The sequence below is a fragment of the Variovorax sp. GW821-FHT06D12 genome (assembly GCF_059419205.1).
The window spans coordinates 285,822-309,750 of the sequence record NZ_JBWKRI010000006.1; the positions used below are offsets into that span (position 1 = coordinate 285,822).

Genomic DNA, 23,929 nt, shown 5'->3' on the forward strand with positions numbered 1-23,929 from the left:
CGGCTCCGTGCTCAGTGCCAGGCGGCGCGCACCAGCGCGCCGGGGTCGCTGGTGCCGGCGCTGATGCCGGTCACCGGGCCCCAGTCGGGATCGAAGCGACTCGACACGAAGGCCGCCGCGGCGAGCGGGCTCGCGTGCTGCAGCATCAGGCCGGCCTGCGCCGCGCGCACCAACCGCTGCGTGAAGCGGCGCGCCTGGCGTTCCAGGTCTTGCGGCGCGAGCTGCACCATCTGGCGCAGGGCCTGCACCTCGGTCTGCAGGCGCGCTTCGCCGGCGGTCACTTCCTGCAGGTGGTCGAGCACGAGGTGCGCGTCGTCGGGGTTGCGCGACACGGCGCGCAGCACGTCCAGGCACATCACGTTGCCCGAGCCTTCCCAGATCGAGTTGACGGGCGCCTCGCGGAACAGGCGGCCCATCGGGCCGTCTTCCACATAGCCGTTGCCGCCGAACACCTCCATCGCCTCGCCGGTGAGCGCCACCGCGCGCTTGCAGTTCCAGAACTTGGCGGCGGGCGTGAGCAGGCGGCGCCAGGCGGTGTCCAGCGGCGCGGGCGAGCCGAAGCGCGAGGCCAGCTCCATCGCCAGCAGCGTGGCGCTTTCGGTTTCCAGCGCCATGTCGGCCAGCAGCTCGGTCATCACGGGCTGGTCGACCAGCGCCTTGCCGAAGGCGAAGCGGTTGCGCGTGTAGTGCAGCGCCTGCGCGAAGCCCTGGCGCATGAAGCCGGCGCTGGTGAGCGCGCAGTCCAGGCGCGTCACGGTGGCCATCTCGATGATGGTCGGGATGCCGCGGCCTTCGTCGCCCACGAGCACGCCCCAGGCCTCCTTGAACTCGACCTCGCTGCTGGAGTTGGAGCGGTTGCCGACCTTGTCCTTCAGGCGCTGGATGTGGATCGCGTTCTTGCTGCCGTCGGGCCGCCAGCGCGGCACGAAGAAGCACGAGGAGCCGTGCTCGTCGGTCTTGGCCAGCACCAGGTGGCCGTCGCACATCGGCGCCGAGAAGAACCACTTGTGGCCGGTGATGAGGAACTCTTCGCCCCACGGGCCACTTGCCATGCTCCCCGCCGGCACCGCGCGCGTGGTGTTGGTGCGCACGTCGCTGCCGCCCTGCTTCTCGGTCATGCCCATGCCGACGGTCATCGAGGTCTTGCCCTTGAGCGGGATGTCGCGTGGGTCGTGCACGTGGGCGGCGAGCTTGTCGCGCAGGTCGGCGTACAGCGCAGCGTTGCGGCGCATCACGGGGATGCAGGCCTTGGTCATGGTGGTCGGGCAGGTCGAGCCCGACTCGATCTGGCTGTGCATGTACAGCGAGGCGCCGTAGCCCACCCAGGCCGAGGGCCGCTCGTCGAAGAACGGCAGGTTGGCGATGCCGTTGCGCCGCGCGATCGACATCATGGTGTGCCACGCGGGATGGAACTGCACGCTGTCGATGCGCGTGCCGGTGCGCGAGTGGGTGTGCAGCTCGGGCTCGTGGCGGTTGGCGTCCTCGGCGGCGCGCAGCGTGGCCTCGGCGCCGTACTCGGCACCTTGGCGCACCAGCTCGTCGTCGCGCCAGGCGGCGCCGCCGCGCCCCACCGCGCCGCGCAGCGCGGGGTCGCTGGTGTAGACGTTGTAGTCCTTGAGCTCGGGGACCTGGTTGTCGGGATGGATGCCGGGAATGGTCATGGCGTTGTCTCCGTGAAGCGGTGAAAGAGGGGCGTGTTCAGGCAGCGGTGGCGCGTTCGCGCACCACCAGCGTCTGGGTCGCGAGGCCGATGAGGCCGCGCGTGTCGTACAGGTGGGACACGGTGAGGCCCGCGCCGCCGGCGTGCATCTCGGTGCTGGCGCGCAGGCCGATCCACTCGCCCTCGGGCACGCGGAACAGGTTCAGGCTCAGGTCGGCGTTCGAGAACAGGAAGTCGGCGGGCGACAGCACCCAGCTCAGGCCGTTGCCGAAGTCGGCCGCCGCCGCCGCGCGCATCGCGGGCGAGGTGGCCACGCCGCGCACCAGCGGCACCGCCAGCCGGAACCACGCGGCGCCCGCGCCGGGCCGCGCGATGTCGCCCTGCGCCAGGCGCGATTCGACGGCGGTCTGGTGGAACGAGAGGCCGTCGGGCAGGCCGGGAATGCGCAGTCGCTCGGTGCAGTCCTCGGGCCGCGGCAGCAGTTCGCGCGGCGCGTCGCCCGTGGGCAGGTTCGCCGGCAAGGTCAGCGGCGAGGTCTTCAGCAGCAGCGCGTGCGCGCGCGCCACCACCGTGTCGCCCGCGAGCAGGTCGATGCCCACGCGCACCGTGGCGCGCGAGGCCTGCGACTGCGTGCGTGTGGCCAGCGGCGCCACCGGCACCGGCTTCACCAGTTCGAGCGTGAGCCGCGCCAGCTGCCAGCCGGGGCCGGGCGCGGCGCGTTCGGCGATGTGGGCGAGCAAGGCGGCAGGCGCGCCGCCGTGCTGCGCGCGCGGGTCCCACGGGCCGCGCGAGAGCGCGTCGGGCAGCCACGCGTCGCCCTCGCCGGTGTAGACGGCGGGGGGCGTTGTCTCGGGGGCGCGGTCGGGCGAGGTCATTGCAGAATGCCTTTCGATGGGATCAAAAATTCTAGGAACAACCCGCCCGCGAGGTGTTCGGGTTCGGCGGCCATGACCGGCGCCCGCGCACCCGCCGCCGCCCCGAGGAGGAAGCCTCGCCAGTCCCGCGCGCGCCACACCTCGCAGGCCTTGCAGGAAGCCTTTGTTCGGCTTTTGGTCGAGAAGGGCTACGCCGCCATCACGATCCGCGAGATCGTGGCCGTGGCGGGCACGGGCCTGGGCAGCTTCTACGAATACTTCGAGAACAAGGAAGACCTGGCGCGCGTGTGCCTGCACCTGCGCTCCAAGGCGCTGCTGCTGGACATGCGCGCGGTCGTGGCCACGAACGAAGGCCGACCATGGCGCGAGATCGTCGACGCGGTGATCGATGCGCAGCTCGACGCGCACCGCACGCAGCCCGTGGCCTGGGGCGCGCACTACCTGCTGGAGCGCCACCTCTCCAGCCCCGAGGCCTACCGCAAGATGTACGACCGCTTCGTGGCCGAATGGGTGGGCGTGCTGGACGCGGCGGGCGACGTGAAGGCCGACGCCCCGAAGAAGAAAGAGGCGGCGCGCGTGTGCCAGACCATCATCTACGGCCTGGTCGCGCACACCCACATCGGCACGGGCGGGCGGCCCGACCTGCAGACGCTGTCACGCCAGCTGCGCGATGCGCTGCGGGGCTACCTGGCGACGGTCGCCTGAGGCTCTCGCTCAGCGCGACGACTTGTTCGTCGTGCCGCTGACGCCGGCGTCGATGGTGCCGAACACCGTCACGCCGCTGCCCGATGAAGACGTGGAGGAGGACGAAGACGGCGATGGCGCGGTGCCGGCGCAGCCCGAGACCAGCAGACCGGTCGCAAGGACGGCGAGGGCGGCAAGGATCGACTTCACGGCAGGACTCCAGAAAACTAAGGACGTCCCACTATAGGCCGGGGCCCCCGGCCGCCCTGTAACAAAGACACCAGCCCCTGCAGGGGCTGCGTCGTTCAGCCTGCCACGCGCGGGTCGGTCGCCAGCAGCATCTCGACCATCGAACGCAGGTCGGCCTGCAGCCGCGCGGCGCCGGCCTCGTCGAGCGCCAGCGTGGCCTCGTCCATGTAGAGCTTGCGGTTGATCTCGACCTGGATGCTGTGCCGGTTCGCCGCCGGGTCGCCGTGGCGGCGCACCAGCTCCACGCCCTTGTACGGGTGGTTGTAGTCCACGCTGTAGCCGCATGCGCGCAGGTGCGCGCACAGCCGCTGCGACAGCGCCGGGTCGGCCGTGCTGCCGTCGCGGTCGCCGATCACGAAGTCCGCGTGCGCCAGGCCCGGGAAGTCGGTGGCATGGCTGCCCGCAATGGCGGGCATCGAGTGGCAGTTGATGTGGATGCTGTAGCCGTGCCGCGCATGCGCGTCGTCGATGGCCTGGGCCACCGCCGCGTGGTACGGGCGCCAGCACTGGTCGATGCGCTGGCGCACCTCGGCCACCGTGAGCGGCCGGTCGTAGATCGGCAGGCCCTCGTCGGTGAGCTTCCAGATCAGGCCCTTGCCCAGGCGCACTTTCGACAGCACGCGCGGGTCGGTCGACACCGGGTCGGTCCACGGGCCGTCGAGCATGGTGGTGTCGACCTCGGTCATGTCGCGGTTGGCGTCGAGGTAGCTGCGCGGAAAGTGCGCCTCGATCCAGGCGGCGCCCATGTCGCTCGCGAAGGCGTAGAGCTTCTCGACGTGGGTGTCCTCGGCCCGGCGCAGCGTGGCGAGCTCGCACACGGGCCGGAAGTCCTCGGGGTAGACGGTGCCGCTGTGCGGAGAGTCCAGCACCAGCGGGGTGTGCCCGGCGACGCTCGTCACCTGGGCGCGGGTTTGAATCAGTTTCAGGACTGGATGCATAGGCGGTGTCGGTCAGTCCAATCGGATGCGCGCGAAGGCGGCCACCTTCTTCATCTTCTCGATCTCGCTCGCGATCTGCTTCGTGAACTCGGCCGGCGTGGTCCCCGAGGCGTACAGCCCCTGCAGCGCGAGGCGCTCGCGCACGGCGGGGTCCTTCAGCGCCGTGGCCACGGCCTGCTGCATGCGCAGCACCAGCTCGGGCGGCGTGCCGGCGGGCGCGATCATGCCGAACCACGAGGGGTCGTTGCTGGCCGCGTAGCCCAGCTCGCCGTAGGTCGGCACTTCGGGCAGCACGTCGAGGCGGCCGCTCCAGGACACGGCCAGCGCCTTCAGCTTGCCGGCCTTCACGTGCGGCAGCGACGAGGCCACCTGGTCGAAGTACACCGGCACCTGGCCCGCGAGCACGTCGTTGATGGCCGGGCCCGCACCGCGGTAGGGGATGTGCACCATCGAGGTTCCGGTGCTGCTCTTGAACAGCTCGCCCCACATGTGGCCGATGGTGCCGTTGCCCGGCGACGCGTACGACACCTTGCCGGGGTTGGCCTTCAGGTACTTCACGAGCTCGGCGAAGCTGCCGACCGGCAGCACGGCCGGGTTGATGACGATCACGCCCGGCGCCTTCACCAGCTCGGTCACGGCGGCGAAGCCCTTGATCGGGTCGTAGGGCAGCTTCTGGTACACGGCCGGGTTCACGCCGTGCGTGGACAGCGTGGCCACGCCGAAGCTCAGGCCGTCGGGCGTGGCGCGCGCCAGCTCGGCCATGCCGATCGAGCCGCCCGCGCCGGCGCGGTTGTCGATCACCACGGGCTGCTGGAGGATCTTGGCCAGGGGCTCGGAGAGCACGCGGGCCGTGATGTCGGTGGCGCCGCCGGGCGGGAAGGGCACGACCAGGCGGATCGGCTTGCCTTGGGCAAAGGATATTCCTGGGGCGAAAGAAACGGCAGCCAGGGTGGAGAGGAAATGACGACGTTGCATGAGGGTTCTTCCAATGGAACGATGAGTGAATGTGCAAAGCTGCAGCTCACCTGAAGCAAAGGATATACCCGATATCATTCCAATCTGGAATGACTTGATGGGCTCCCCCATGCCGCTGCGACGCCTCAACCCGCCCCTGAACCTGCTGCGCGCCTTCTCCACCGTGGTGCGCTTCGGCGGCGTGTCGCGCGCGGCCGAGGCGCTGCACCTCACGCAGGGCGCGGTGAGCAAGCAGGTGCAGGAGCTCGAGCGCTGGATCGGCGCGCCGCTGTTCGAGCGCAGCCGCAAGCGCCTGGCGCTCACGCCCGCCGGCGAGCGCTACGAAAAGGCCGTGCGCGCCCTGCTGGCGCAGCTGGAGGCGGCCACGCTGGAGCTCATCACCAGTGGCGACGGCGGCGGTGCGCTGCACCTGTCGACCCTGCCCACCTTCGGCGCCAAGTGGCTGATTCCGCGCCTGCCCGACTTCCAGCAGCGCCACCCGCAGATCACGCTGCATTTCGTGCCCTTCGTGCACGGCTACGACTTCGAGCGGCCCGAGCTCGACTGCGCCATCCTGTTCGGCGACGGCCACTGGCCCGGCGCGCGCTCGCACTACCTCGCGGGGCAGGACGTGGCGCTGATCGCCCCGCGCGCCGCGCAGGCCGAGGCCCCCATCCGCACGCCGCAGGACGTGGCGCGCTGCACCCTGCTGCGCCACGTGAGCGTGCCGCAGTCGTGGCTGCACTGGAGCGAGGCGCACGGCGTGCGCGGGCTCGACCCGCTGGCCGGCCTGCAGTTCGACCAGTTCCAGACCATGATCCGCGCCGTCATGGCCGGCATGGGCGTGGCGCTGGTGCCGCGCTGCCTGGTGCAGGACGAAATCACGTCGGGGCTGGTGGAAGAGCCGCTGCCCAACGGCGGCTACCGGGGTAGCGAGGGCTATTGGTTCTGCTACCCCGAAGGGCGCGGCCAACTGGCCACGCTGGATCATTTCCGCCATTGGCTGCTGGCCGAGGTCGACCGCAGCGGGGAAGCGACCGTGCTGCCGCCGGTCGCGCAGAACTGAGCAGGGGTTACTCGGGCTTGGCGCCCGAAGCCTTCACCGCCGCACCCCAGAGCCCGATCTCGCTCGCCACGAAGCGGTCGAACTCGGCGCCGGTCGTCGGCGCCGGCTCGGAGCCCCGGTCGCGGATGAAGCGCGCCATCTGCTCGCTCTTCAGGATGTCGGTCACTTCGTGGTTCAGCCGGGCCACGATCTCGGACGGCGTGCCGCGCGGCGCCATCAGGCCGAGCCAGCCCACGGCCTCGAAGTTCTTCGTGCCGGCCACGCCGCTCTCGCGCACGGTGGGCACCTCGGGCAGCTGCGACGAGCGCGTGGCCGACGTCACCGCCAGCGCAACCGCTTTGCCCACCTTGATGTGCGGCAGCGCGGCCGTCACCGAATCGACCATCAGCGGCACCTGGTTGCCCAGGAAGTCCGCCTGCGCCGGGCCGCTGCCCCGGTACGGAATGTGCGTGATGAACACATGCGCCGCCGATTTGTACATTTCGCCCGACAGGTGCTGCGTGCCGCCGATGCCGGCGCTCGCGTAGCTCAGCTTGCCGGGCTCGGCCTTGGCGCGCGCCGTGAGCTCGGCCAGCGTGCGGATGCCGCTCTCGGGCGTGGCCAGGAACACCAGCGGCACCTTCGCGATGAGCGAAATGCCGACCAGGTCCTTGCGCGGGTCGAAGCCCGGCTTGGCGTAGAGCGTCTGGTTCACCGCCATCGCGCTGCCCGCCACCACCAGCGTGTAGCCGTCCGCCGGTGCGCGCACCACGAACTCGGTGCCGATATTGCTGCCCGCGCCCGCCTTGTTGTCGACGATCACGGGCTGGCCCAGCCGCTTGCCGAGCTGTTCGGCGAGCGCGCGGGCAAAGATGTCGGTGGCCTGTCCCGGTGGGAAAGGCACGACCAGCTTGACGGGCTTGTCAGGCCACGCGGCGGCCTGGGCCAGGCCTGCGCCGCCCAGCAGCGCGGCGGCGCACAGGGCCGCGAGGTGTCGGCGCTGCATGCGTCGTCAGGCCGCGTCGGGCGCCGAGAGGTGCTTGCCCACGATGCCCGCGAGTTCGAACATCGTCACCTGGTCCTTGCCGAACACCGGCTTGAGCTTGGCGTCGGCGTTGATCGCGCGCTTGTTGGTCGCGTCCTGCAGGCCGTTGGCCTTGATGTAGTCCCACAGCTTCTTGATGACCTCGGTGCGCGCCACCGGTTCGGCGCCGATCACCGCGGCCAGCGAGTCGCTGGGCTTGAGGCCCGCGCCCGGCTTGCGCGGCTTGGCCGCCTTCTTCTCGGCCGGTGCCTTCTTGGCGGCGGGCGTCTTCTTCGCCGCGACCTTCTTGGCCGCCGCGGTCTTGGCGGCCGGCTTGCCGAAGGTCTTGCGCGGCGGGAACTTGCTGCCGCCTTCGCGCGGTGCGAATTCGAAGGTCACCTTGCCTTCTTCGGCGTTCCACGTGAGGAAGGCCTTGAAGGCGCGGCGCGTGCGCATCGACACGAACTTGTCGAGCAGGTCGGTCTTGCCGGTGGCCAGCAGCTTCTCCATCTGGTCGCGCTCCACCGGTTGCTGCAGGATGATCTTGCCGGTCTTGAAGGTGCAGCTGGGGGTCGGCTGCTCGTTCGTCGGCACCGACTTCTCGCAGACGTAGTTGCTGCCGTGATCGAACACCGGCGCGCCGCAGACCGGGCACGGGCCCACGGTGTCCTGCTGGCTGAAGTCGACGATCTCGCCGCTGTCTTCGTTCTTGTCGTCGCCGAAGTCGAACTCGAGCTTCCAGTTCTTCGCTTCTTCCCCGTCGTACTTGAGGATGATCTCGGCCGTGAAGGGCCAGCCCGCCTTGGAGCGGAAGCCCTCGAGCGGGCCGATGTGCTTGTTGGCCAGCAGCTGCTCGGCCTCGGCCACCTCGAAGGTGCGCCCGGCCGGCGACTTGCCGAACGAGAAGCCGCAGGCGTCCTCGCCCGTGCCGCTCTTGCCGGTGCAGCCGTAGCGGCGGTAGTTTTCCTTCACCACGCCGCCGCAGTTCGGGCAGGGCGTGGCGAGCGTGGCGTAGTCGCCGGGCACGGTGTCGCGGTCGTACTCCTTGGCCTTCTTGACGATGTGCTCCGTCATCTCGGCGATCTCGCGCATGAAGGCGTCGCGGCTCAGCGCGCCCTTCTCCATCTGCGCGAGCTTGTATTCCCACTCGCCCGTGAGCTCGGCCTTGGAGAGTTCTTCCACGCCCAGGCCGCGCAGCAGCGTCATGAGCTGGAAGGCCTTGGCGGTCGGGATGAGCTCGCGGCCTTCGCGCAGCATGTACTTCTCGGCGATCAACCCTTCGATGGTGGCCGCGCGCGTGGCTGGCGTGCCCAGGCCTTTTTCCTGCATGGCCTCGCGCAGCTCGTCGTCGTCGATGGTCTTGCCGGCGCCTTCCATGGCGCCCAGCAGCGTGGCTTCGGAATAGCGTGCGGGCGGGCGCGTCTTCAGGCCCTTGAGGTCGGCCGACTCGTTCTGCACGATCTCGCCCGGCTTCACCGGCACGAGGCGCTTGCCGTCCTTGTCGTCTTCCTTCTCGTCGTCCTGGGCTTCCTTGCCGTAGATGGCGAGCCAGCCCGGCTTCACCAGCACCTTGCCGTCGGTGCGGAAGGGGTACTTCTTGCCGCCCTGCTCCACCGTGCTGATGCGCGTGGTCACCTGGTGCTCGGCGCTCGGGAAGAACACCGACAGGAAGCGGCGCACCACGAAGTCGTACAGCTTCTGCTCGGCCTCGCTCAGGCCGCTCGGGGCCTGCAGCGTCGGGATGATGGCGAAGTGATCCGACACCTTGGCGTTGTCGAAGATGCGCTTGTTCGGCTTGACGTAGTTGCCGTCGACCGCCTGCTGCGCGAACGGCGCCAGGTGCTTCATGCCGCTGTTGGCGAGCATCTCCATGGTCTGCTTGACCACCGGCAGATAGTCTTCCGGCAGTGCGCGCGAATCGGTACGCGGGTAGGTCAGCGCCTTGTGGCGCTCGTACAGGCTCTGCGCGAGCGCGAGCGTGGTCTTGGCACTGAAGCCGAAGCGGCCGTTGGCCTCGCGCTGCAGCGAGGTCAGGTCGAACAGCGCGGGCGAGGCCTGCGTGGTGGGCTTGCTCTCTTCGGTGACGGTGGCGGGCTTGCCGCGCGAGGCGTCGGCGATGGCGCGGGCTTCCTGCTCGCTCCACACGCGGTCGGCGCGCTGCTCGGCATCGGGCTCGCCGTTGGCCAGCAGCGGCGCGTTGGCCTTCTTCCAGTCGGGGTTGAACCACTTGCCGGGGTACTGGCCGGCCTCGGCCGCGAAGCTGCCGTGGATTTCCCAGTACTCGCGCGAGACGAACTTGCGGATCTGCTCCTCGCGCTCCACGACGACGGACAGCGTCGGCGTCTGCACGCGGCCCACGGTCGTGAGGAAGAAGCCGCCGTCGCGCGAATTGAATGCGGTCATGGCGCGCGTGCCGTTGATGCCCACCAGCCAGTCGGCCTCGGAGCGCGAACGCGCGGCGTCGGCCAGGCCCTGCATCTGCTTTTCGGTGCGCAGCGCGTCGAAGCCGTCGCGGATCGCCTGCGGCGTCATCGACTGCAGCCACAGCCGCTTCACCGGCTTGCCCAGCGGGCTCTTGCCGCCGGCGTACTGCTCGATGAGGCGGAAGATCAGCTCGCCCTCGCGGCCCGCGTCGCAGGCGTTGATGAGCTGCGTCACGTCTTTGCGCTTGGCCTGCTTGACCACGGCGTTCAGGCGCGTCTTGGTCTTGTCGACCGGCTTGAGGTCGAAGTGCGGCGGAATCACCGGCAGGTTGGCGAAGCTCCACTTGCCGCGCTTGACGTCGAATTCCTCCGGGGCCTGGATCTCGACCAGGTGGCCCACGGCGCTGGTCACGACGTAGGTGTCGTTCTCGAAATGCTCGTCATGTTTGTCGAACTTGCCGGCCACCGGCGTGAGGGCCCGGACGATGTCCTGGGCCACCGACGGCTTTTCTGCGATTACCAAAGTCTTTGTCATCTGAGGGCTCTCTATACTCTGCGGCTTCCGCGTGCGCACGCGCGCACACGCATGTGTGCATATTCAACCTAACAGACTTCGGCGATGCCTTCCAAATCCCCACTTTCCGCCGGCCGCGACAAGGAAGCCGCCCCCGTGACCGAGCCCGAGGCACGGTCCGCCGCCACGCGCTCCGGTGGCCGGCGCATCCAGATGCGCCGCTCGGACGTCCACGGCAACGGCGTGTTCGCCCTGCAGGACCTGGCCGAAGGTGAAACGCTGATCGAATACAAGGGCGAGGTCATCAGCTGGAAAGAGGCGCTGCGCCGCCATCCGCACGACCCGACCCAGCCGAACCACACCTTCTACTTCCACATCGACGACGGCCGCGTGATCGACGGCAACGTGAAGGGCAACGACGCGCGCTGGATCAATCACTCGTGCGAGCCGAACTGCGAGGCTGACGAAGTCGATGGGCGCGTTTATATCAAGGCCCTGAGAAACATCGCCGCCGGCGAGGAACTGAACTACGACTACGGCCTGATCATCGACGAGCCGTACACCGAGAAGCTGCTGTCCGAGTTCCCGTGCTGGTGTGGTTCCGAGATGTGCCGCGGCACGCTGCTGACGCCCAAGGACGAGGACGAAGAAAAAGACAAGAAGAAAAAGAAGAAGGCCAAGAAAAAAGCCGAGAAGAAGAAGGCCGAGGCCAAGGAAGCGAAGAAGGCTGAAAAGAAAGCCGAGAAGAAAAAAGCGGACAAGAAGGCCGACAAGAAAAAGGCCGACGGCAAGAAGAAGTCCAAGGGCGACGCCCCGGCCGCCGCCGGAGACTGACGATGGCCACGACGCCGGCCAGCGCCTGGTTCGAAGACCGGATCGCCGCGACGGTCGCGCCGCTGCTGCCCGGCTTCGCGGTCGAGGCCGTGGCCGAAATCGATTCCACCAACACCGAGCTGATGCGCCGCGCGCGCGCCGGCCGCACCGACCCCGTGCTGCTCGTGGCCGAGCGCCAGACGGCCGGGCGCGGTCGTCTCGGCCGCCCCTGGCAGAGCGCGCAGCAGCCCGAGGCGCCCGCCTCCCTCACCTTTTCGCTCGGCATGCCGCTGGCGCCGGCCGACTGGTCGGGCCTGTCGCTGGCCGTGGGCGTGAGCGTGGCCGAAAGCCTCGACCCGACGGGCGCGCACCAGGTCGGCCTCAAGTGGCCCAACGACATCTGGGTGAACGACCGCAAGCTGGTCGGCATCCTCATCGAGACCGCCATGCCGCAGACCGCCCGGCCCGATGCCGCGCGCTACCTCGTGGTCGGCATCGGCATCAACATCGGCCCGCGCGAGGGCGACGGCATGCGCACGCCGCCGGCCTGGCTGCGTCAGTGGCAGCCCGACGCGTCCGCGCCCGAGGTGCTGCTGTCGCTGGCCGAGCCGCTGGTGCGCAGCGTGCTCGCCTTCGAGGCCCACGGCTTCGCGCCCTTTGCCGAACGCTTTGCGGCGCGCGACGTGCTGCGCGGGCGCGAGGTGACGCTCAGCGACGGCACCGCGGGCCTGTGCGAAGGCGTGGCCTGGGGCGGCGAGCTGCAGGTGCGCACCGACGCCGGCCTGCAACTGATCTCCAGCGACGAAGTGAGCGTGCGCCCGCGCGGCATGTCTTTCTGAGCGAGGGCATGAAGCTGCGCCTGGTCCTCATCGCCCTGCTCGCCGCCAACGCGGGCTACTGGCTGTGGACGCGCGGCGACCTGGCCGGCTTCGGGCTTGCGCCCGCGGCGCTCGACGAGCGCGAGCCGCAGCGCATGGCGCGGCAAATCCACCCCGAGTGGGTGCAGATCCGCAAGGAAGCCAAGCCTTCGAGCACGCCTGCGCCCTGACCTGGATCAGGCAGCAGCCGCGCGCGCGAACATGCGCCGCGCCTTGGCCAAGGCGGCCTGCAGTTTCTCTTCGGAGGGCGGCTCGTGTGAACTCGAGCTCAGGCCGAACTTCTTGCCCGCGATCTCCTGCACCGCGACCAGGATGCCGCCCAGCACGGCCGGATCGGTCTCGGTGTCGAGCGCCTGGCGCAAGGGCTCGAGCGCCTTGGGCGCAGCGCTGCGGCGGTTGAACACGATCTGCATCAGCGCGCTCGCGGCCCATCGGCGGTTCGTGGCGACGGCATCGTGCGTGAGCAGCGGCACGACCTTGGCGATGTCGGTCGTGCCGCCGAGCCAGCCGATCACCCACAGCCCCTTGCAGCGCAGCTCGTCGTGCGGCGACGCGAGCGCGGCGCGCGCGAGGGCCGCGGTCTCTTTCAGGCGACGGCCCTTGCGGTACTTGAAGCCGCCGAGCAGCTGCAGCACCGTGGCCTGCATGGCTGGATCGGTCTCCCGCTCGAACTGCGCGAGCAGGTGGTCTTCGGCTTCGTCGCCGCGCTCGCCGAACTTGCGGCAGAGCCAGTCGTAGAGCTCGCTGTCCATGCCGGTGTCGTGCAGCAGCGTGTAGTGGAAGGCGAGCGCCTCGGCTGAATCCTGTTCCAGCAGATCGGCGCCGAAGTCGAACATGTCCGACACGTCGGTGTCGAGGCGGATTTCCAGGAAGCGTTGGCGCAGCGTGTCGAGCGGATTCATTCCGACGGAGCCTCCTCGAAGCGCACGGTGAAAAGCGCGCCCGGCGGATGCTTGCCGGGGTGCGCGTCTTCGAGCTTGACCCGTGCGCGGTGCTGGTTGGCGATCTCTCGCACGATCGGCAGGCCCAGCCCGGAGCCGTCGGCCTCGTTGCCGAGCACGCGGTAGAAGGGCTCGAACACCAGCTCGCGGTCGGCCTCGGCGATGCCGGGGCCGTTGTCTTCCACCTGCACCAGCTGCACGTGGCCGAAGGGGTCGGCCAGCACGCGCGCCGTGACCACGCCGGGGCGTTCGGGCGTCGAGGGCGTGTAGTTGAGCGCGTTGTCGACCAGGTTGCGCACCAGCTCCTTGAGCAGCGTCGGGTTGCCGTCGACCATCACGCCGGGCGCGCCGGCCTGGACGCCGTCGTAACCGAGGTCGATGCGCTTTTCGATGGCGCGCGGCACGGCCTCGCGCACCACCTCGATGGTCAGCCGCGCGAGGTCGCAGGGCTGGCAGTGCGTCATGGCGCTGGTGCCCTCGGCGCGTGCCAGCGACAGCAACTGGTTCACGGTGTGCGTGGCGCGCACGCTGGCGCGGCCGATCTGCTTGAGCGACTGCTTGAGCTCGTCGGCGTTGGCGCCTTCGCGCTGCGCCAGGTCGGCCTGCATGCGCAGGCCCGCCAGCGGCGTCTTGAGCTGGTGGGCGGCATCGGCCAGGAAGCGCTTCTGCGTGAAGATGGAGTCGTTGAGTTTGTCGAGCAGCTCGTTCACCGACGACACCAGCGGCACCACTTCGAGCGGCACCGAGGACTCGTCGAGCGGGCTCAGGTCGCCGGGACGGCGCTCGCGGATGCGCGCCTCGACCACCGACAGCGGCTTGATGCCGCGCACCAGCGCCAGCCAGATCAGCAGCACCGCCAGCGGCAGGATCGCGAACTGCGGCAGCAGCACGCCCTTGATGATCTCGGTGGCGAGCACCGCCTGCTTCTCGCGCGTCTCGGCCAGTTGCAGCAGCGAGGGCGGCACGTCCTCGCTGCCGCTGGGAATCCACAGCGAGGCCACGCGCACCGGCCGGCCGTGCACGGTGCTGTTGTGCAGCAGGACCACGTTGGTGCCGGGCGGGTCGTCCACGTTGGGCTGCGGCAGGTCGCGCTCGCCGTGCAGCAGCGTGCCGTGGCCGTCGAGCAGCTGGTAGTAGATGTGGCCGGCGTCGTCGGCGCGCAGGATCTCGCGCGCCGATTGCGACAGCACGAAGTGCGTCTGCCCCTGCTTCACCGTGACCAGCTCGGCCAGCACCTTCACGTTGTGCTCCAGCGCGCGGTCGAAGGGCGCGTTGGCGATGCCCTGCGCCACCAGCCAGGTCACGCCGATGCTCACCGGCACGAGCAGCAGCAGCGGCGTGAGCATCCAGTCGAGGATCTCGCCGAACAGGGAGCGCTGGGCGCGCTGGAAGAGCTTCAAGGGAGTTCCTGGCAAGGCGAAAGAACGCGGGCGAGCGTGAACTAGTACTGCGATTCGCAGGTGTGACGTTTCATTGACAAGGTGTGACTGGTTGTAGCCTTGACGTGCAGTTTCTGCAATTCAAAAACATCAGGGAGAAATCATGAAGCAAAAGACCGTGGGCGGCTGCCCCAAGCCGCTCTGGATGGCCGCGACCGTGTTGGCCGCCAGCGTGGGTGTCACCGCATGCGGCGGTGGAGGTGGCGGAGGCGGTGGTGGCATGCCGATGCTGCCGATCGCACCGGTTCCGGCGCCCGCCCCCGCGCCCTCCCCGGCCCCCGCGCCTGCGCCCGCACCGGCCGAGAACCGTGCCGCTGTGCCGGGCTCCGAGCCGTCGCCCTCGCTGAGCGCGCCGCAGCCCGGCTCCACCGCCGCGGTGGGCAACGACAGCGAAGGCATCTACGCGGGCGTGCGAGGCATTGCCTTCGTCGGCACCAACGGTTCGTTGGCAGGCAGCTTCCTCGGGGGCACGATGTGGGGTTCGCTGAAGGTCACGGGGCTCGACTGGTCGTTCAACCCGGACACCGAGTTGTATGTTCCGCCCAACGCATATCCGGTGACGGGCTCGGGCACCTTCACGCCGAAGAAGTCGGTGGATGGCACCTACGCCTACGACAACCGCAGGCCGTCCGATGTCGGCCCGCTGGCCTACACGATCGAGAACGCGCTGGCGGTGTCGCAGGCCAGCATGACCGGCACGTGGTCCAACACCGACAGCAGCCCGAGCCTGGGCGTGACGGTGCAGGTCGATGGCCAGGGCGTGTTCACTGGCAGCACGAGCGGCGTGCAGATCGGCCAGTGCACGCTCTCGGGTACTGTCGCCCTGGCGCAGCCCGGCTCGGCCAAGAACATGTACAGCCTCACGCTGAAGGCCGTGAATGCCGCCACGGCCAGCACCAACGACTGCAAGCTCACCCCCGCCGCCACCGGCAGCTATGCCGGGCCGGCCATCATCGGGCTGGTGCCGGCGGGCGTGTACGACAGCAACGGCTACTTCCGCAGCCTCATGTTCCTGATCCGTTCGAACACCGGCGCCACGCTGCTCGTCAATCTGCGCAAGCAGCCCTGACGGCATTTCGCGCGGGCGGGGCACGCTCAACCGGGAATCTTCTCGAGGCAGTAGCCCAGCCCGCGCACCGTCGCGATGCGCACCGGTCCCTTCTCGATCTTCTTGCGCAGGCGGTGGATGTAGACCTCGATGGCGTTGATGCTCACCTCTTCGCCCCACTCGCACAGCCGGTCCACCAGCTGGTCCTTGCTGACCAGCCGGCCGGCGCGCTGCAGCAGCACCTCGAGCAGGCCGAGTTCGCGCGCCGACAGCTCGATCATCTTGCCGTCGATGGTCGCCACGCGGCCGGCCTGGTCATAGACCAGCGGGCCGTGGCGGATCGCGTTGCTGGTGGCGCCCATGCCGCGCCGCGTGAGGGCGCGCACGCGCGCCTCGAGCTCCTGCAGGCTGAAGGGCTTGGCCATGTAGTCGTCGGCGCCGTGGTCCAGGCCCTTGACGCGCTCTTCCACGCTGTCGGCCGCCGTGAGCACCAGCACCGGCAGCTGCGAGCCGCGCGCGCGCAGGCGCTTGAGGATCTCGATGCCGTGCAGGCTGGGCAGCCCGAGGTCGAGGATCAGCAGGTCGAACTCGCTGTGGGTCATGAGCGCGGTGTCGGCCTGCGAGCCGTTGGCCACGTGATCGACCGCCGCGCCCGAGGTGCGCAGGCTGCGCAGCAGGGCATCGGCCAGCACCTGGTCGTCTTCGGCAATCAGTATTCGCATGAGCCACCTCCGGCGGATTCAGGCGCCATGCCGGCGCAGTTCACATTTGTCTCAACGCGAGTCTAGCCCGCTGTATAGGCTTCGAGTCCGATGGTTACCACGGTGGCGATCTCGTCGCCCACGCTGGCGCGGAACTCGCGCTCGGTCTGCGTCACGGCGCGGCGGAAGGCGTCCAGCCAGGCCAGCCCGTCGGCCGTGAAGAGCACGCGCCGCGCGCGCGCGTCGAGCGGGTCGGGCCCGCGCGTGACCAGCCCCCAGGCCTCGCACTGGTCGACCAGCGTGCCCATGGCCTGCTTGGTCATGCCGGCGCGCTCGGCCAGCTCGGTCAGGCGCGAGCCCTCGCGCGCCAGGTGCCGCGTGATGTGGATGTGCGCCGCGCTCACCTGCGCGCGCGCCGCGAGGTTCGACAGCGCCAGCGGCACGTCGATGTCGTGCGCCATGAGCGCCAGCACGCGCTCGTCGAAGCGGCGCATCGCGTGGCCCAGCAGGCGGCCCAGGTGGGTCTGGCGCCAGGCGTCGGGATCGGTGGGAAAGGCGGGGTCGGCCATGGCTTCAGATGGTAAGGCAAACTGACTTTAAAGTGGGTTTGCGAAACGCCATGAGCCCCTACACTACTGTTCAAGCATCCAGCCTGTGGTTAAAAGCAGATGGATGAATCCCGACACAAACCGTTGATATTCAAGGAGATTTCCACATGGACGCAGTCGTCAAGGGCGCAAGCATCTCGGTCGCCAACAGTGAAAAGGCCAAGGCCCTGCAGGCCGCGCTGGCCCAGATCGAAAAGCAGTTCGGCAAGGGCACGATCATGCGGCTGGGCGAAGGCGAGGCGCTGGAAGACATCCAGGTGGTCTCCACCGGCTCGCTGGGCCTGGACATCGCCCTGGGCGTCGGCGGCCTGCCCCGTGGCCGCGTCGTTGAAATCTACGGCCCGGAATCCTCGGGCAAGACCACGCTCACGCTGCAGGTGATCGCCTCCATGCAGAAGCAGGCCGGCACCTGCGCCTTCGTCGACGCCGAGCACGCGCTCGACGTGCAGTACGCCCAGAAGCTCGGCGTGAACCTGTCGGACCTGCTGATCAGCCAGCCCGACACCGGCGAACAAGCGCTCGAAATCGTCGACTCGCTGGTGCGCTCGGGCGCCGTCGACCTGATCGTGGTCGACTCGGTCGCCGCGCTCACGCCCAAGGCCGAAATCGAAGGCGAAATGGGCGACTCGCTGCCGGGTCTCCAGGCCCGCCTGATGAGCCAGGCGCTGCGCAAGCTCACGGCCACGATCAAGAAGACCAACTGCATGGTCATCTTCATCAACCAGATCCGCATGAAGATCGGCGTGATGTTCGGCTCGCCCGAAACCACCACCGGCGGCAATGCGCTGAAGTTCTACGCCTCGGTGCGCCTAGACATCCGCCGCATCGGCACCATCAAGAAGGGCGACGAGGCCATCGGCAACGAAACCAAGGTGAAGGTGGTGAAGAACAAGGTGTCGCCCCCGTTCAAGACGGCCGAGTTCGACATCCTGTTCGGCGAAGGCATCAGCCGCGAGGGCGAGATCATCGACATGGGCGTGAACGCCAAGATCATCGACAAGTCGGGCGCCTGGTACGCCTACAACGGCGAGAAGATCGGCCAGGGCCGCGACAACGCCCGCGAGTTCCTGCGCGAGAACCCCGACCTGTCGCGCGAGATCGAGAACAAGGTGCGCGAGTCGCTGGGCATTCCGCTGCTCGCGGCCGACGCCGGCAGCGAACCCGAGAAGGCCGAGAAGCCCGCCAAGGCCTCGAAGGCCGACAAGGCGGCGGAGTAAGTTCGAGATAGGCGGCCTTCGCGCAGTGCGTGGGCCGCGTGAGCGACCCAGCATCCCCGAATGGCCTTCAGCGCCCCCTCCCTCAAAGGCCGCGCACTGCGCCTCCTGAGCCAGCGCGAGCATTCGCGCGCGGAGCTGGAGCGCAAGCTGGCCAGGCACGAGGAAGAGCCCGGCACGCTGGCGAAAGCGCTCGACGAACTGGCCGCCAAGGACTTCATCAGCGAGCCGCGCGTCGTGGCCTCGGTGCTGCACCAGCGCGCGGCCCGCTCGGGTGCCTTGCGCGTGAAACAGGAACTGCAGGCCAAGGGCATCGCGCCCGAAGCCATCGCCGAAGCGGTGGCCGGCTTGCAGGAGACCGAAGTCGAGCGCGCCACGGCCCTGTGGCGCCGCCGCTTCGACGCGCCACCCGCCGATGCGAAGGAGCGCGCGAAACAGATGCGATTCCTGATGGCGCGCGGTTTCTCGGGCGCCGTCGTGTCCAAGGTGCTCAGGAGCGACTTCGATGACCCAAGCGACGACCCCAACGGCGAATGAAGGCGACGCGGCCCTGTCCCGCGTCATCACGCAGCGCGTGCAGTGCGAATGGCGCGACGCCTATGCGCTCGCGTCCGACCCGAAGCGATTGCCCGACTGGGCCAGTGGCCTCGCCAAGAGCGCGCTGGTGCCGCACGGCGACCACTGGATCGTGCGCACGCCCGAAAGCGGCGAGGCCCGCATGCGCTTTGCGGCGCCCAACGACCTGGGCGTGCTCGACCACTGGGTGGCGCCCGAAGGCGTGCCCGAGGTCTACCTGCCGTTTCGCGTGATCGGCGTGGCGCCCGGCGTGTGCGAGCTGCAGTTCACGCTGCTGCGCCAGCCGCACATGGACGATGCGGCCTTTGCACGCGACGCCGGATGGATCGCGTGCGACCTGCAGGCCCTGCGCCGCCTGCTCGAGGCGGGCTGAGCCCGGCCCGGCTTACTCGGTGGCCGTGACGTCGTCGGCCAGCGGGTTCTCGGCCTTGTACGCGGCGATGTCGCGCACGTTCTTCTGCACCGCCACTGCGCCGAACAGGCTCAGCAGGAAGGCCATGGCGTAGAAGCCCTTCTCGCTCGCCGCCAGTGAGGCGTTGAACAGGCCCACGGCCAAGAGGCCCACCGACAGCAGCAGCGAGACCCAGCACAGGCCGAAGTAGATGCCGGTGACCGAGATGCCCTCGAGCCGGTCGCGCACCGTCTTTTGCAGCGACACGGCCGAGAACAGGCCGTACATGAGGATGGTGAAGTAGTAGCCCTTCTCGTTGAGCTGCATCGCGGCATTCCACAGCCCGAGCAGGTACACGATGGCGCCGATGATCAGCGCGGCCCAGGATGCGGCGACGAATGCGCCGGTCGGTTTCTGAAACTTGACGGTTCCCATGACGATCCTCCTCGTTGTTGTGTGGCGCGATTATGGTGCGGGAAGGCGGTGGCATGATCGCCAGCGACCGGCCTCGCAGGAGGCGGCTTTCCAGAAAAACCGGAGGAACCCTTCATGTCGTCGCAACCCGCCCACCCGCAGTCCCTCGTTCGCACCGGCGCCAAGGCCGGCTTCGCCTTCGCCGGCTCGGCCATCAAGGGCGCGCTGATCGGCCTGTTTCTCGGCGGCGGCGTGTTCTTCTACTACCTGAGCCAGCTGCAGGGCCCGGGCATCCCGGCGGCGCGCGCCGGTGGCGCGGGCGCCATCCTGGCGCTGCTCATGTCGCCGCCGTTGCTGGTGGCCGTGCTGCTGTCTTTGTTCGTCGGCGTGTACTTCCTGCTCGGCGTGCAGCGGGGCCGCGCCCGCGCGATGCAGCACCTGGTCGCGGCGCGCGGCGAGGCCGTGTCGCAGCGCCTGGGTGACGCCATCGCGGGCCGCATCGAAGCCATGCCGCGCACGCACGGCGGCCTGCAGCGCGTGGCCGACTGGCTCTCGCCCGACGCCCTGTGCCAGCAGCTCGCGCCGGTGCTCGGCGAAGGCCGGGCCGTGCGCGCGGTGGTCGGCTTCGTGCTGGGCCGCCTGCCCCTGAGCGACATGCTGGCCGAGTGGCAGCAGGAGCGTGCCGCGCACGGTGCGACGACGCCGGCGACGGGCGAAGACCCCGCGTTGCGCGCCCTGCTCACGCGCCGCATCCACGAGGTGCTGCAGGAGATGGCGACGCCCTCGCGCAAGCTCTTCTACATCGCGCTGGTGGCGCAGGCCGTCCTGCTGGGCGTGGGGCTGTGGCTCGTGCGCTGAGCCCGACCGTCTTCGTTGGTCTTGAGGCGTGCAGCTGCTGCGGCGCTGACGCCTCGGCGACAATCAGCGCCCGCGCGGGCCTTGCGGTGAGCGCGGCCTCCATGCCTGCCTGCCTCCCCTGCCCCCCGCTTTCATGATCGTCCGGAAACGCCCGTCCGGGCTCAAGCTGTTTCTGTCCTGGCGGGGCTCCGTCCTGCCGCGCATCGCTGCGGCGCTGACGCTCAACGTGATCGTGGCCATCGTCGTCACGGTGCTGCACGGGCGCTTCGGCTCCATCAAGATCCCGCTCGGCACCGTGCCCTTCGCGCTGCTCGGCCTGCCGCTGGCGATCTTCCTGGGCTTTCGCAACACCGCGGCCTACGACCGCTTCTGGGAGGCGCGCAAGCTCTGGGGCGAGGTGATCCTGCGTTCGCGCAACCTGGCGCGTCAGTGCCAGAGCCTCATCGACGGCGATGCGCCGGTGAACGCCGGCGCCGACACCGTCCGCCGCCTGGACGACCTGCGCGTGCGCATGACCTTGCGCGCCGCGGCCTTCGCCCATGTGCTGCGCCACCAGCTGCGCGGCACCGACGCCGCCGCCGACACCCGGCCCTTCCTGTGCGAAGCGGAATGGCAGGGCCTGACGCAGGTCGCCAACCGGCCGCATGCGCTGCTGATGCACATGGGCGCCGACCTGCGCGAAGCGCTGCGTGCGCGGCGCATCGATCCGGCGCTGGCGGCGGGCGTCGACGGCACGCTGTCGGCGCTGAGCGCCGCGGCCGCGTCGTGCGAGCGCATCCTCAGCACGCCCATTCCCTTCTCGTACACGCTGCTGCTGCACCGCACGGCGTACCTGTACTGCTACCTGCTGCCCTTCGGGCTGGTGGACTCGGTCGGGTTCATGACGCCGGTGGTGGTGCTGATCGTGGCCTACACCTTCTTCGGCCTGGACGCGCTCGGCGACGAGATCGAGGAGCCCTTCGGCACCGAGTCGAACGACCTGCCGCTCGAGGCCCTGTGCCGCACGCTCGAGATCGACCTGTGCCAGTCGGTGGGCGCCCCGGCGCCGGCGCCGCTGGTGCCGGTCGACTACTTCCTGCGCTGACACCCGCCGCGCGCGCGGTGCCGGCTTTTCTTTTCCCTGCCTGACGAAAGAAAGACGTTTTGTCCCCCATGCCGCACGAAGACCGCATCCGCCTGCCCGCCCTGCGCAGCAGGATCACCACCGCCGAGGCCGCCGCCGAATGGATCCGCGACGGCATGGTGGTCGGCATGAGCGGGTTCACGCGGGCCGGCGACGCCAAGGCCGTGCCGCTGGCGCTCGCGGCCCGCGCGCGCCGCGCGCCGATGAAGATCACGCTGATGACCGGCGCCTCGCTCGGCGGCGACGTGGACCGCCAGCTGACCGAGGCCGGCGCCATCAGCCGGCGCATGCCGTTCCAGGTCGATACCGTGCTGCGCCAGGCGATCAACCGCGGCGAGGTGATGTTCATCGACCACCACCTGTCGGAAACGGTCGAGATGCTGCGCACGCGGCAGATTCCGCCGATCGACATCGCGATCATCGAAGCCGTGGCCATCACCGAGACCGGCGCGCTGGTGCCGAGCACCTCGATCGGCAATAGCGCGAGCTTCGCGATCCTGGCCGACAAGGTGATCGTCGAGATCAACACCTCGCAGTCGACCGCGCTCGAAGGGTTGCACGACATCTTCATTCCCAAGCACCGCCCGCAGCGCGAGCCGATGCCGCTGGTGGCGCCGCACGACCGCATCGGCACCAGCGCCATCCAGATCCCGCCCGAGAAGATCCTGGGCATCGTCATCACCGACAAGGCCGACAGCACCTCCACCGTGCTGCCGGCCGACGCCGAGACCGCGGCCATCGCGGCGCACCTGGTGGCCTTCTTCGAGCGCGAGGTGGCGCAGGGCCGGCTCACCGAGCGGCTGCTGCCGCTGCAGGCGGGCATCGGCACGGTGGCCAACGCGGTGATGTCGGGGCTGGGTGCGGGGCCGTTCGAGCACCTCACGATGTACTCGGAGGTGCTGCAGGACTCGACCTTCGACCTGTTCGACGCCGGCAAGCTCGACTTCGCCTCGGGCTCGTCGATCACGCTGTCGCCCGCGAAGGCACGCCAGGTGTTCGGCGACCTGGCGCGCTACAAGGACCGGCTGGTGCTGCGGCCGCAGGAGGTGAGCAACCACCCGGAGATCATCCGGCGGCTGGGCATCATCGCGCTGAACACGGCGCTGGAGGCCGACATCTACGGCAACGTCAACTCGACCCACGTGCTGGGCACGCACATGATGAACGGCATCGGCGGCTCGGGCGACTTCGCGCGCAACGCCTACCTGTCGATCTTCGCGACCAAGTCGGTCGCCAAGCAGGGCGCGGTGTCGAGCATCGTGCCGATGGTGTCGCACGTGGACCATGCGCCGCAGGACGTCGACATCCTGGTCACCGAGGTGGGCCTGGCCGACCTGCGCGGGCTGGCGCCACGTGAACGGGCGGCGGCGATCATCGCCAACTGCGCGGCCGAGCCGTACCGCGCGATGCTGCAGGATTACTACACGCGTGCTGTGGCGACCTGCGGCGGCCACACGCCGCACCGGCTCGAAGAGGCGTTTTCGTGGCACGTGCGCTATCGCGACACGGGCACGATGCGGGCCGACTGAAAGCAAAAAGGCCGGTCCTTGCGGGCCGGCCTTTCTCTTGTCAGTGTTTGACGTGGCTCAGAGCGCCAGCATCAGTTTGAGGTTCTGCACCGCGGCGCCGCTGGCGCCCTTGCCCAGGTTGTCCAGGCGCGCGATCACCACGGCGTGGCGGTGGTCCTCGTTCGGGAACACGCGGATCTCGAGCTGGTTGGTGTCGTTGAGTGCCAGCGCGTCGAGCTTGCCGTCGTCGGTCGGCGGCAGCACCTTCACGAACTGCTCGGGCGTGTTGCTCCGGGCGTAGTGGGCGGCCAGGGCGTCCTGCAGGTCGCCGGCCTTGGGCTTGCCGGGCAGCAGGTCCAGGTGCAGCGGCAATTGCACCAGCATGCCCTGCTTGAAGTTGCCCACCGACGGAATGAAGACCGGGCGGCGCGTGAGGCCGGTGTAGGTCATGATTTCGGGGATGTGCTTGTGCTTCAGGCCCAGCGCGTAGGTCTCGAACAGCGGCGCCTTGCCGCCCTCGTAGTCCTCGATCATGGTCCGGCCGCCGCCGGAGTAGCCGCTCACCGAAGGCAGCGACACCGGGAAGTCGGCCGGCAGCAGGCCCGCGTCGACCAGCGGGCGCACCATGGCGATGGCGCCGGTGGCGTAGCAGCCGGGGTTGCCGACGCGGTCGGCCTGGGCCACGGCCTGCCAGTGGCCTTCGACGAGTTCGGGGAAGCCGAAGACCCAGCCCGGCGCGATGCGGTGGGCGGTCGAGGCGTCGATGATCTTGGGCTTCTTGCCCGGGAGCTGGTCGATCAGCGCGACCGACTCGCGTGCCGCGTCGTCGTGCAGGCACAGCACCACGAGGTCGACGCCGGCCATCAGCTCGCGCTTGGCGTCCACGTCCTTGCGCAGCTCGGGCGCGATGCTCACGAGCTCGATCTGCGGCATCGTCTGCAGCCGCTCGCGAATTTGCAGGCCGGTGGTGCCGGCTTCGCCGTCGATGAAAACCTTGGCCATATCGGAGTATGCGTAGGGTGGCTAGAAGAAAGTACGTATTGACCGCAAC

At 69.2% G+C, this 23,929-nt stretch carries 25 protein-coding genes; 12 read left to right on the plus strand and 13 right to left on the minus strand.

Annotated features, from left to right (window positions below):
- Window positions 1-11: 11 nt before the first annotated feature.
- Both AC07SQ_RS20300 and AC07SQ_RS20305 read right to left on the minus strand, forming a co-directional pair.
- Window positions 12-1,661 (minus strand): acyl-CoA dehydrogenase family protein, encoded by a 1,650-nt coding sequence (locus AC07SQ_RS20300; RefSeq protein ID WP_495272661.1) that lies wholly within the window; start codon window positions 1,659-1,661, stop codon window positions 12-14.
- Window positions 1,662-1,698: 37 nt separating this feature from the next.
- A complete protein-coding gene (locus tag AC07SQ_RS20305; RefSeq protein WP_495272662.1) occupies window positions 1,699-2,535 on the minus strand; it encodes a thioesterase family protein in 837 nt (278 codons plus the stop codon).
- Window positions 2,536-2,685: 150 nt separating this feature from the next.
- On the opposite strand from AC07SQ_RS20305, the gene AC07SQ_RS20310 reads away from it, so the two are divergent.
- Window positions 2,686-3,240, plus strand: coding sequence for a TetR/AcrR family transcriptional regulator (locus tag AC07SQ_RS20310; RefSeq protein WP_495272663.1), 555 nt, complete (start codon window positions 2,686-2,688; stop codon window positions 3,238-3,240).
- Between the two features lie 9 nt (window positions 3,241-3,249).
- Here the strand turns inward: AC07SQ_RS20310 and AC07SQ_RS20315 are convergent, their stop codons facing one another.
- From AC07SQ_RS20315 to AC07SQ_RS20325, 3 genes are all read right to left on the minus strand, one after another.
- Complete coding sequence (locus tag AC07SQ_RS20315) at window positions 3,250-3,429, minus strand: hypothetical protein (RefSeq protein ID WP_062480395.1); 180 nt, start codon at window positions 3,427-3,429, stop codon at window positions 3,250-3,252.
- A gap of 95 nt (window positions 3,430-3,524) precedes the next feature.
- Window positions 3,525-4,406, minus strand: coding sequence for an N-formylglutamate amidohydrolase (locus AC07SQ_RS20320; RefSeq protein WP_095948349.1), 882 nt, complete (start codon window positions 4,404-4,406; stop codon window positions 3,525-3,527).
- Window positions 4,407-4,418: 12 nt separating this feature from the next.
- A complete protein-coding gene (locus tag AC07SQ_RS20325) occupies window positions 4,419-5,381 on the minus strand; it encodes a tripartite tricarboxylate transporter substrate binding protein BugE (RefSeq protein ID WP_062480391.1) in 963 nt (320 codons plus the stop codon).
- Window positions 5,382-5,490: 109 nt separating this feature from the next.
- Here AC07SQ_RS20325 and AC07SQ_RS20330 point away from each other — a divergent pair, with 109 nt between their 5' ends.
- Window positions 5,491-6,426 (plus strand): LysR substrate-binding domain-containing protein, encoded by a 936-nt coding sequence (locus AC07SQ_RS20330; RefSeq protein ID WP_369645665.1) that lies wholly within the window; start codon window positions 5,491-5,493, stop codon window positions 6,424-6,426.
- Window positions 6,427-6,433: 7 nt separating this feature from the next.
- Here the strand turns inward: AC07SQ_RS20330 and AC07SQ_RS20335 are convergent, their stop codons facing one another.
- Together AC07SQ_RS20335 and AC07SQ_RS20340 are read right to left on the minus strand one after the other, a co-directional pair.
- Entirely contained in the window at window positions 6,434-7,411 is a 978-nt protein-coding gene (locus AC07SQ_RS20335) for a tripartite tricarboxylate transporter substrate binding protein (RefSeq protein ID WP_495272664.1), read from the minus strand.
- A gap of 6 nt (window positions 7,412-7,417) precedes the next feature.
- A complete protein-coding gene (locus AC07SQ_RS20340) occupies window positions 7,418-10,387 on the minus strand; it encodes a DNA topoisomerase III (protein ID WP_062480385.1) in 2,970 nt (989 codons plus the stop codon).
- An 84-nt stretch (window positions 10,388-10,471) separates the two neighbouring features.
- Between AC07SQ_RS20340 and AC07SQ_RS20345 the strand changes: the two genes are divergently transcribed.
- Genes AC07SQ_RS20345 through AC07SQ_RS20355 form a run of 3 tightly spaced genes read left to right on the plus strand, consistent with a single transcriptional unit; the run spans window position 10,472 to window position 12,227 of the window.
- Window positions 10,472-11,200: an SET domain-containing protein gene (locus AC07SQ_RS20345; RefSeq protein WP_370870000.1), complete on the plus strand. Its 729-nt coding sequence runs from the start codon at window positions 10,472-10,474 to the stop codon at window positions 11,198-11,200.
- A 2-nt stretch (window positions 11,201-11,202) separates the two neighbouring features.
- Window positions 11,203-12,018: a biotin--[acetyl-CoA-carboxylase] ligase gene (locus tag AC07SQ_RS20350; RefSeq protein ID WP_492737545.1), complete on the plus strand. Its 816-nt coding sequence runs from the start codon at window positions 11,203-11,205 to the stop codon at window positions 12,016-12,018.
- Between the two features lie 8 nt (window positions 12,019-12,026).
- On the plus strand, window positions 12,027-12,227 hold the full coding sequence (locus AC07SQ_RS20355) for a sporulation protein (protein ID WP_495272665.1): 201 nt from the start codon (window positions 12,027-12,029) through the stop codon (window positions 12,225-12,227).
- Between the two features lie 6 nt (window positions 12,228-12,233).
- On the opposite strand, the gene AC07SQ_RS20360 is transcribed toward AC07SQ_RS20355, so the two are convergent.
- Entirely contained in the window at window positions 12,234-12,959 is a 726-nt protein-coding gene (locus tag AC07SQ_RS20360; protein WP_495272666.1) for a HEAT repeat domain-containing protein, read from the minus strand.
- Window positions 12,956-14,398 carry a sensor histidine kinase gene (locus AC07SQ_RS20365; protein WP_495272667.1) on the minus strand — a complete coding sequence of 481 codons (1,443 nt, stop codon included), beginning with the start codon at window positions 14,396-14,398 and terminating at the stop codon, window positions 12,956-12,958. Before AC07SQ_RS20365 ends, AC07SQ_RS20360 begins: the two co-directional genes overlap by 4 nt.
- Before the next feature lie 142 nt (window positions 14,399-14,540).
- On the opposite strand from AC07SQ_RS20365, the gene AC07SQ_RS20370 reads away from it, so the two are divergent.
- Window positions 14,541-15,506, plus strand: a complete 966-nt coding sequence (locus tag AC07SQ_RS20370) for a hypothetical protein (protein ID WP_487847660.1) — start codon at window positions 14,541-14,543, stop codon at window positions 15,504-15,506.
- Between the two features lie 26 nt (window positions 15,507-15,532).
- On the opposite strand, the gene AC07SQ_RS20375 is transcribed toward AC07SQ_RS20370, so the two are convergent.
- Together AC07SQ_RS20375 and AC07SQ_RS20380 are read right to left on the minus strand one after the other, a co-directional pair.
- A complete protein-coding gene (locus AC07SQ_RS20375) occupies window positions 15,533-16,207 on the minus strand; it encodes a response regulator transcription factor (RefSeq protein ID WP_056575150.1) in 675 nt (224 codons plus the stop codon).
- Between the two features lie 62 nt (window positions 16,208-16,269).
- The gene (locus tag AC07SQ_RS20380; RefSeq protein ID WP_062482795.1) at window positions 16,270-16,755 is read right to left on the minus strand and encodes a MarR family winged helix-turn-helix transcriptional regulator; all 486 of its coding nucleotides are present in this window, start codon (window positions 16,753-16,755) and stop codon (window positions 16,270-16,272) included.
- Window positions 16,756-16,901: 146 nt separating this feature from the next.
- On the opposite strand from AC07SQ_RS20380, the gene recA reads away from it, so the two are divergent.
- The 3 genes from recA to AC07SQ_RS20395 are packed head-to-tail and all read left to right on the plus strand — an operon-like array spanning window position 16,902 to window position 18,957.
- Window positions 16,902-18,011: a recombinase RecA gene (gene recA, locus AC07SQ_RS20385; protein WP_062482792.1), complete on the plus strand. Its 1,110-nt coding sequence runs from the start codon at window positions 16,902-16,904 to the stop codon at window positions 18,009-18,011.
- A gap of 60 nt (window positions 18,012-18,071) precedes the next feature.
- Window positions 18,072-18,545, plus strand: coding sequence for a recombination regulator RecX (recX, locus tag AC07SQ_RS20390; protein WP_495272668.1), 474 nt, complete (start codon window positions 18,072-18,074; stop codon window positions 18,543-18,545).
- The gene (locus AC07SQ_RS20395) at window positions 18,514-18,957 is read left to right on the plus strand and encodes an SRPBCC family protein (protein ID WP_495272669.1); all 444 of its coding nucleotides are present in this window, start codon (window positions 18,514-18,516) and stop codon (window positions 18,955-18,957) included. The genes recX and AC07SQ_RS20395 overlap by 32 nt, the downstream gene beginning before the upstream one ends.
- Before the next feature lie 12 nt (window positions 18,958-18,969).
- Here AC07SQ_RS20395 and yiaA read toward each other — a convergent pair whose 3' ends face one another.
- Window positions 18,970-19,410: an inner membrane protein YiaA gene (gene yiaA / locus AC07SQ_RS20400; protein ID WP_062482786.1), complete on the minus strand. Its 441-nt coding sequence runs from the start codon at window positions 19,408-19,410 to the stop codon at window positions 18,970-18,972.
- Between the two features lie 114 nt (window positions 19,411-19,524).
- Here yiaA and AC07SQ_RS20405 point away from each other — a divergent pair, with 114 nt between their 5' ends.
- From AC07SQ_RS20405 to scpC, 3 genes are all read left to right on the plus strand, one after another.
- On the plus strand, window positions 19,525-20,247 hold the full coding sequence (locus AC07SQ_RS20405) for a hypothetical protein (RefSeq protein WP_495272670.1): 723 nt from the start codon (window positions 19,525-19,527) through the stop codon (window positions 20,245-20,247).
- A 133-nt stretch (window positions 20,248-20,380) separates the two neighbouring features.
- Window positions 20,381-21,331, plus strand: coding sequence for a bestrophin family protein (locus tag AC07SQ_RS20410; RefSeq protein ID WP_495272671.1), 951 nt, complete (start codon window positions 20,381-20,383; stop codon window positions 21,329-21,331).
- 68 nt (window positions 21,332-21,399) lie between these two features.
- A complete protein-coding gene (gene scpC / locus AC07SQ_RS20415) occupies window positions 21,400-22,899 on the plus strand; it encodes a succinyl-CoA:acetate CoA-transferase ScpC (protein WP_495272672.1) in 1,500 nt (499 codons plus the stop codon).
- Window positions 22,900-22,956: 57 nt separating this feature from the next.
- Here the strand turns inward: scpC and argC are convergent, their stop codons facing one another.
- The gene (gene argC, locus AC07SQ_RS20420) at window positions 22,957-23,880 is read right to left on the minus strand and encodes an N-acetyl-gamma-glutamyl-phosphate reductase (RefSeq protein ID WP_495272673.1); all 924 of its coding nucleotides are present in this window, start codon (window positions 23,878-23,880) and stop codon (window positions 22,957-22,959) included.
- Window positions 23,881-23,929 lie beyond the last annotated feature (49 nt).

Excerpts from the sequence above, each read along its gene's own strand:
- AC07SQ_RS20340 (WP_062480385.1), bottom strand. The coding sequence starts at position 10,387 with ATGACAAAGACTTTGGTAATCGCAGAAAAGCCGTCGGTGGCCCAGGAC.
- recX (WP_495272668.1), top strand. The coding sequence starts at position 18,072 with ATGGCCTTCAGCGCCCCCTCCCTCAAAGGCCGCGCACTGCGCCTCCTG.
- AC07SQ_RS20325 (WP_062480391.1), bottom strand. The coding sequence starts at position 5,381 with ATGCAACGTCGTCATTTCCTCTCCACCCTGGCTGCCGTTTCTTTCGCC.
- AC07SQ_RS20410 (WP_495272671.1), top strand. The coding sequence starts at position 20,381 with ATGATCGTCCGGAAACGCCCGTCCGGGCTCAAGCTGTTTCTGTCCTGG.
- scpC (WP_495272672.1), top strand. The coding sequence starts at position 21,400 with ATGCCGCACGAAGACCGCATCCGCCTGCCCGCCCTGCGCAGCAGGATC.
- AC07SQ_RS20380 (WP_062482795.1), bottom strand. The coding sequence starts at position 16,755 with ATGGCCGACCCCGCCTTTCCCACCGATCCCGACGCCTGGCGCCAGACC.
- AC07SQ_RS20395 (WP_495272669.1), top strand. The coding sequence starts at position 18,514 with ATGACCCAAGCGACGACCCCAACGGCGAATGAAGGCGACGCGGCCCTG.
- argC (WP_495272673.1), bottom strand. The coding sequence starts at position 23,880 with ATGGCCAAGGTTTTCATCGACGGCGAAGCCGGCACCACCGGCCTGCAA.
- AC07SQ_RS20305 (WP_495272662.1), bottom strand. The coding sequence starts at position 2,535 with ATGACCTCGCCCGACCGCGCCCCCGAGACAACGCCCCCCGCCGTCTAC.
- AC07SQ_RS20330 (WP_369645665.1), top strand. The coding sequence starts at position 5,491 with ATGCCGCTGCGACGCCTCAACCCGCCCCTGAACCTGCTGCGCGCCTTC.
- AC07SQ_RS20405 (WP_495272670.1), top strand. The coding sequence starts at position 19,525 with ATGTCGTCGCAACCCGCCCACCCGCAGTCCCTCGTTCGCACCGGCGCC.
- AC07SQ_RS20370 (WP_487847660.1), top strand. The coding sequence starts at position 14,541 with ATGAAGCAAAAGACCGTGGGCGGCTGCCCCAAGCCGCTCTGGATGGCC.
- AC07SQ_RS20350 (WP_492737545.1), top strand. The coding sequence starts at position 11,203 with ATGGCCACGACGCCGGCCAGCGCCTGGTTCGAAGACCGGATCGCCGCG.
- yiaA (WP_062482786.1), bottom strand. The coding sequence starts at position 19,410 with ATGGGAACCGTCAAGTTTCAGAAACCGACCGGCGCATTCGTCGCCGCA.
- AC07SQ_RS20335 (WP_495272664.1), bottom strand. The coding sequence starts at position 7,411 with ATGCAGCGCCGACACCTCGCGGCCCTGTGCGCCGCCGCGCTGCTGGGC.
- recA (WP_062482792.1), top strand. The coding sequence starts at position 16,902 with ATGGACGCAGTCGTCAAGGGCGCAAGCATCTCGGTCGCCAACAGTGAA.
- AC07SQ_RS20360 (WP_495272666.1), bottom strand. The coding sequence starts at position 12,959 with ATGAATCCGCTCGACACGCTGCGCCAACGCTTCCTGGAAATCCGCCTC.
- AC07SQ_RS20320 (WP_095948349.1), bottom strand. The coding sequence starts at position 4,406 with ATGCATCCAGTCCTGAAACTGATTCAAACCCGCGCCCAGGTGACGAGC.
- AC07SQ_RS20300 (WP_495272661.1), bottom strand. The coding sequence starts at position 1,661 with ATGACCATTCCCGGCATCCATCCCGACAACCAGGTCCCCGAGCTCAAG.
- AC07SQ_RS20355 (WP_495272665.1), top strand. The coding sequence starts at position 12,027 with ATGAAGCTGCGCCTGGTCCTCATCGCCCTGCTCGCCGCCAACGCGGGC.
- AC07SQ_RS20375 (WP_056575150.1), bottom strand. The coding sequence starts at position 16,207 with ATGCGAATACTGATTGCCGAAGACGACCAGGTGCTGGCCGATGCCCTG.
- AC07SQ_RS20345 (WP_370870000.1), top strand. The coding sequence starts at position 10,472 with ATGCCTTCCAAATCCCCACTTTCCGCCGGCCGCGACAAGGAAGCCGCC.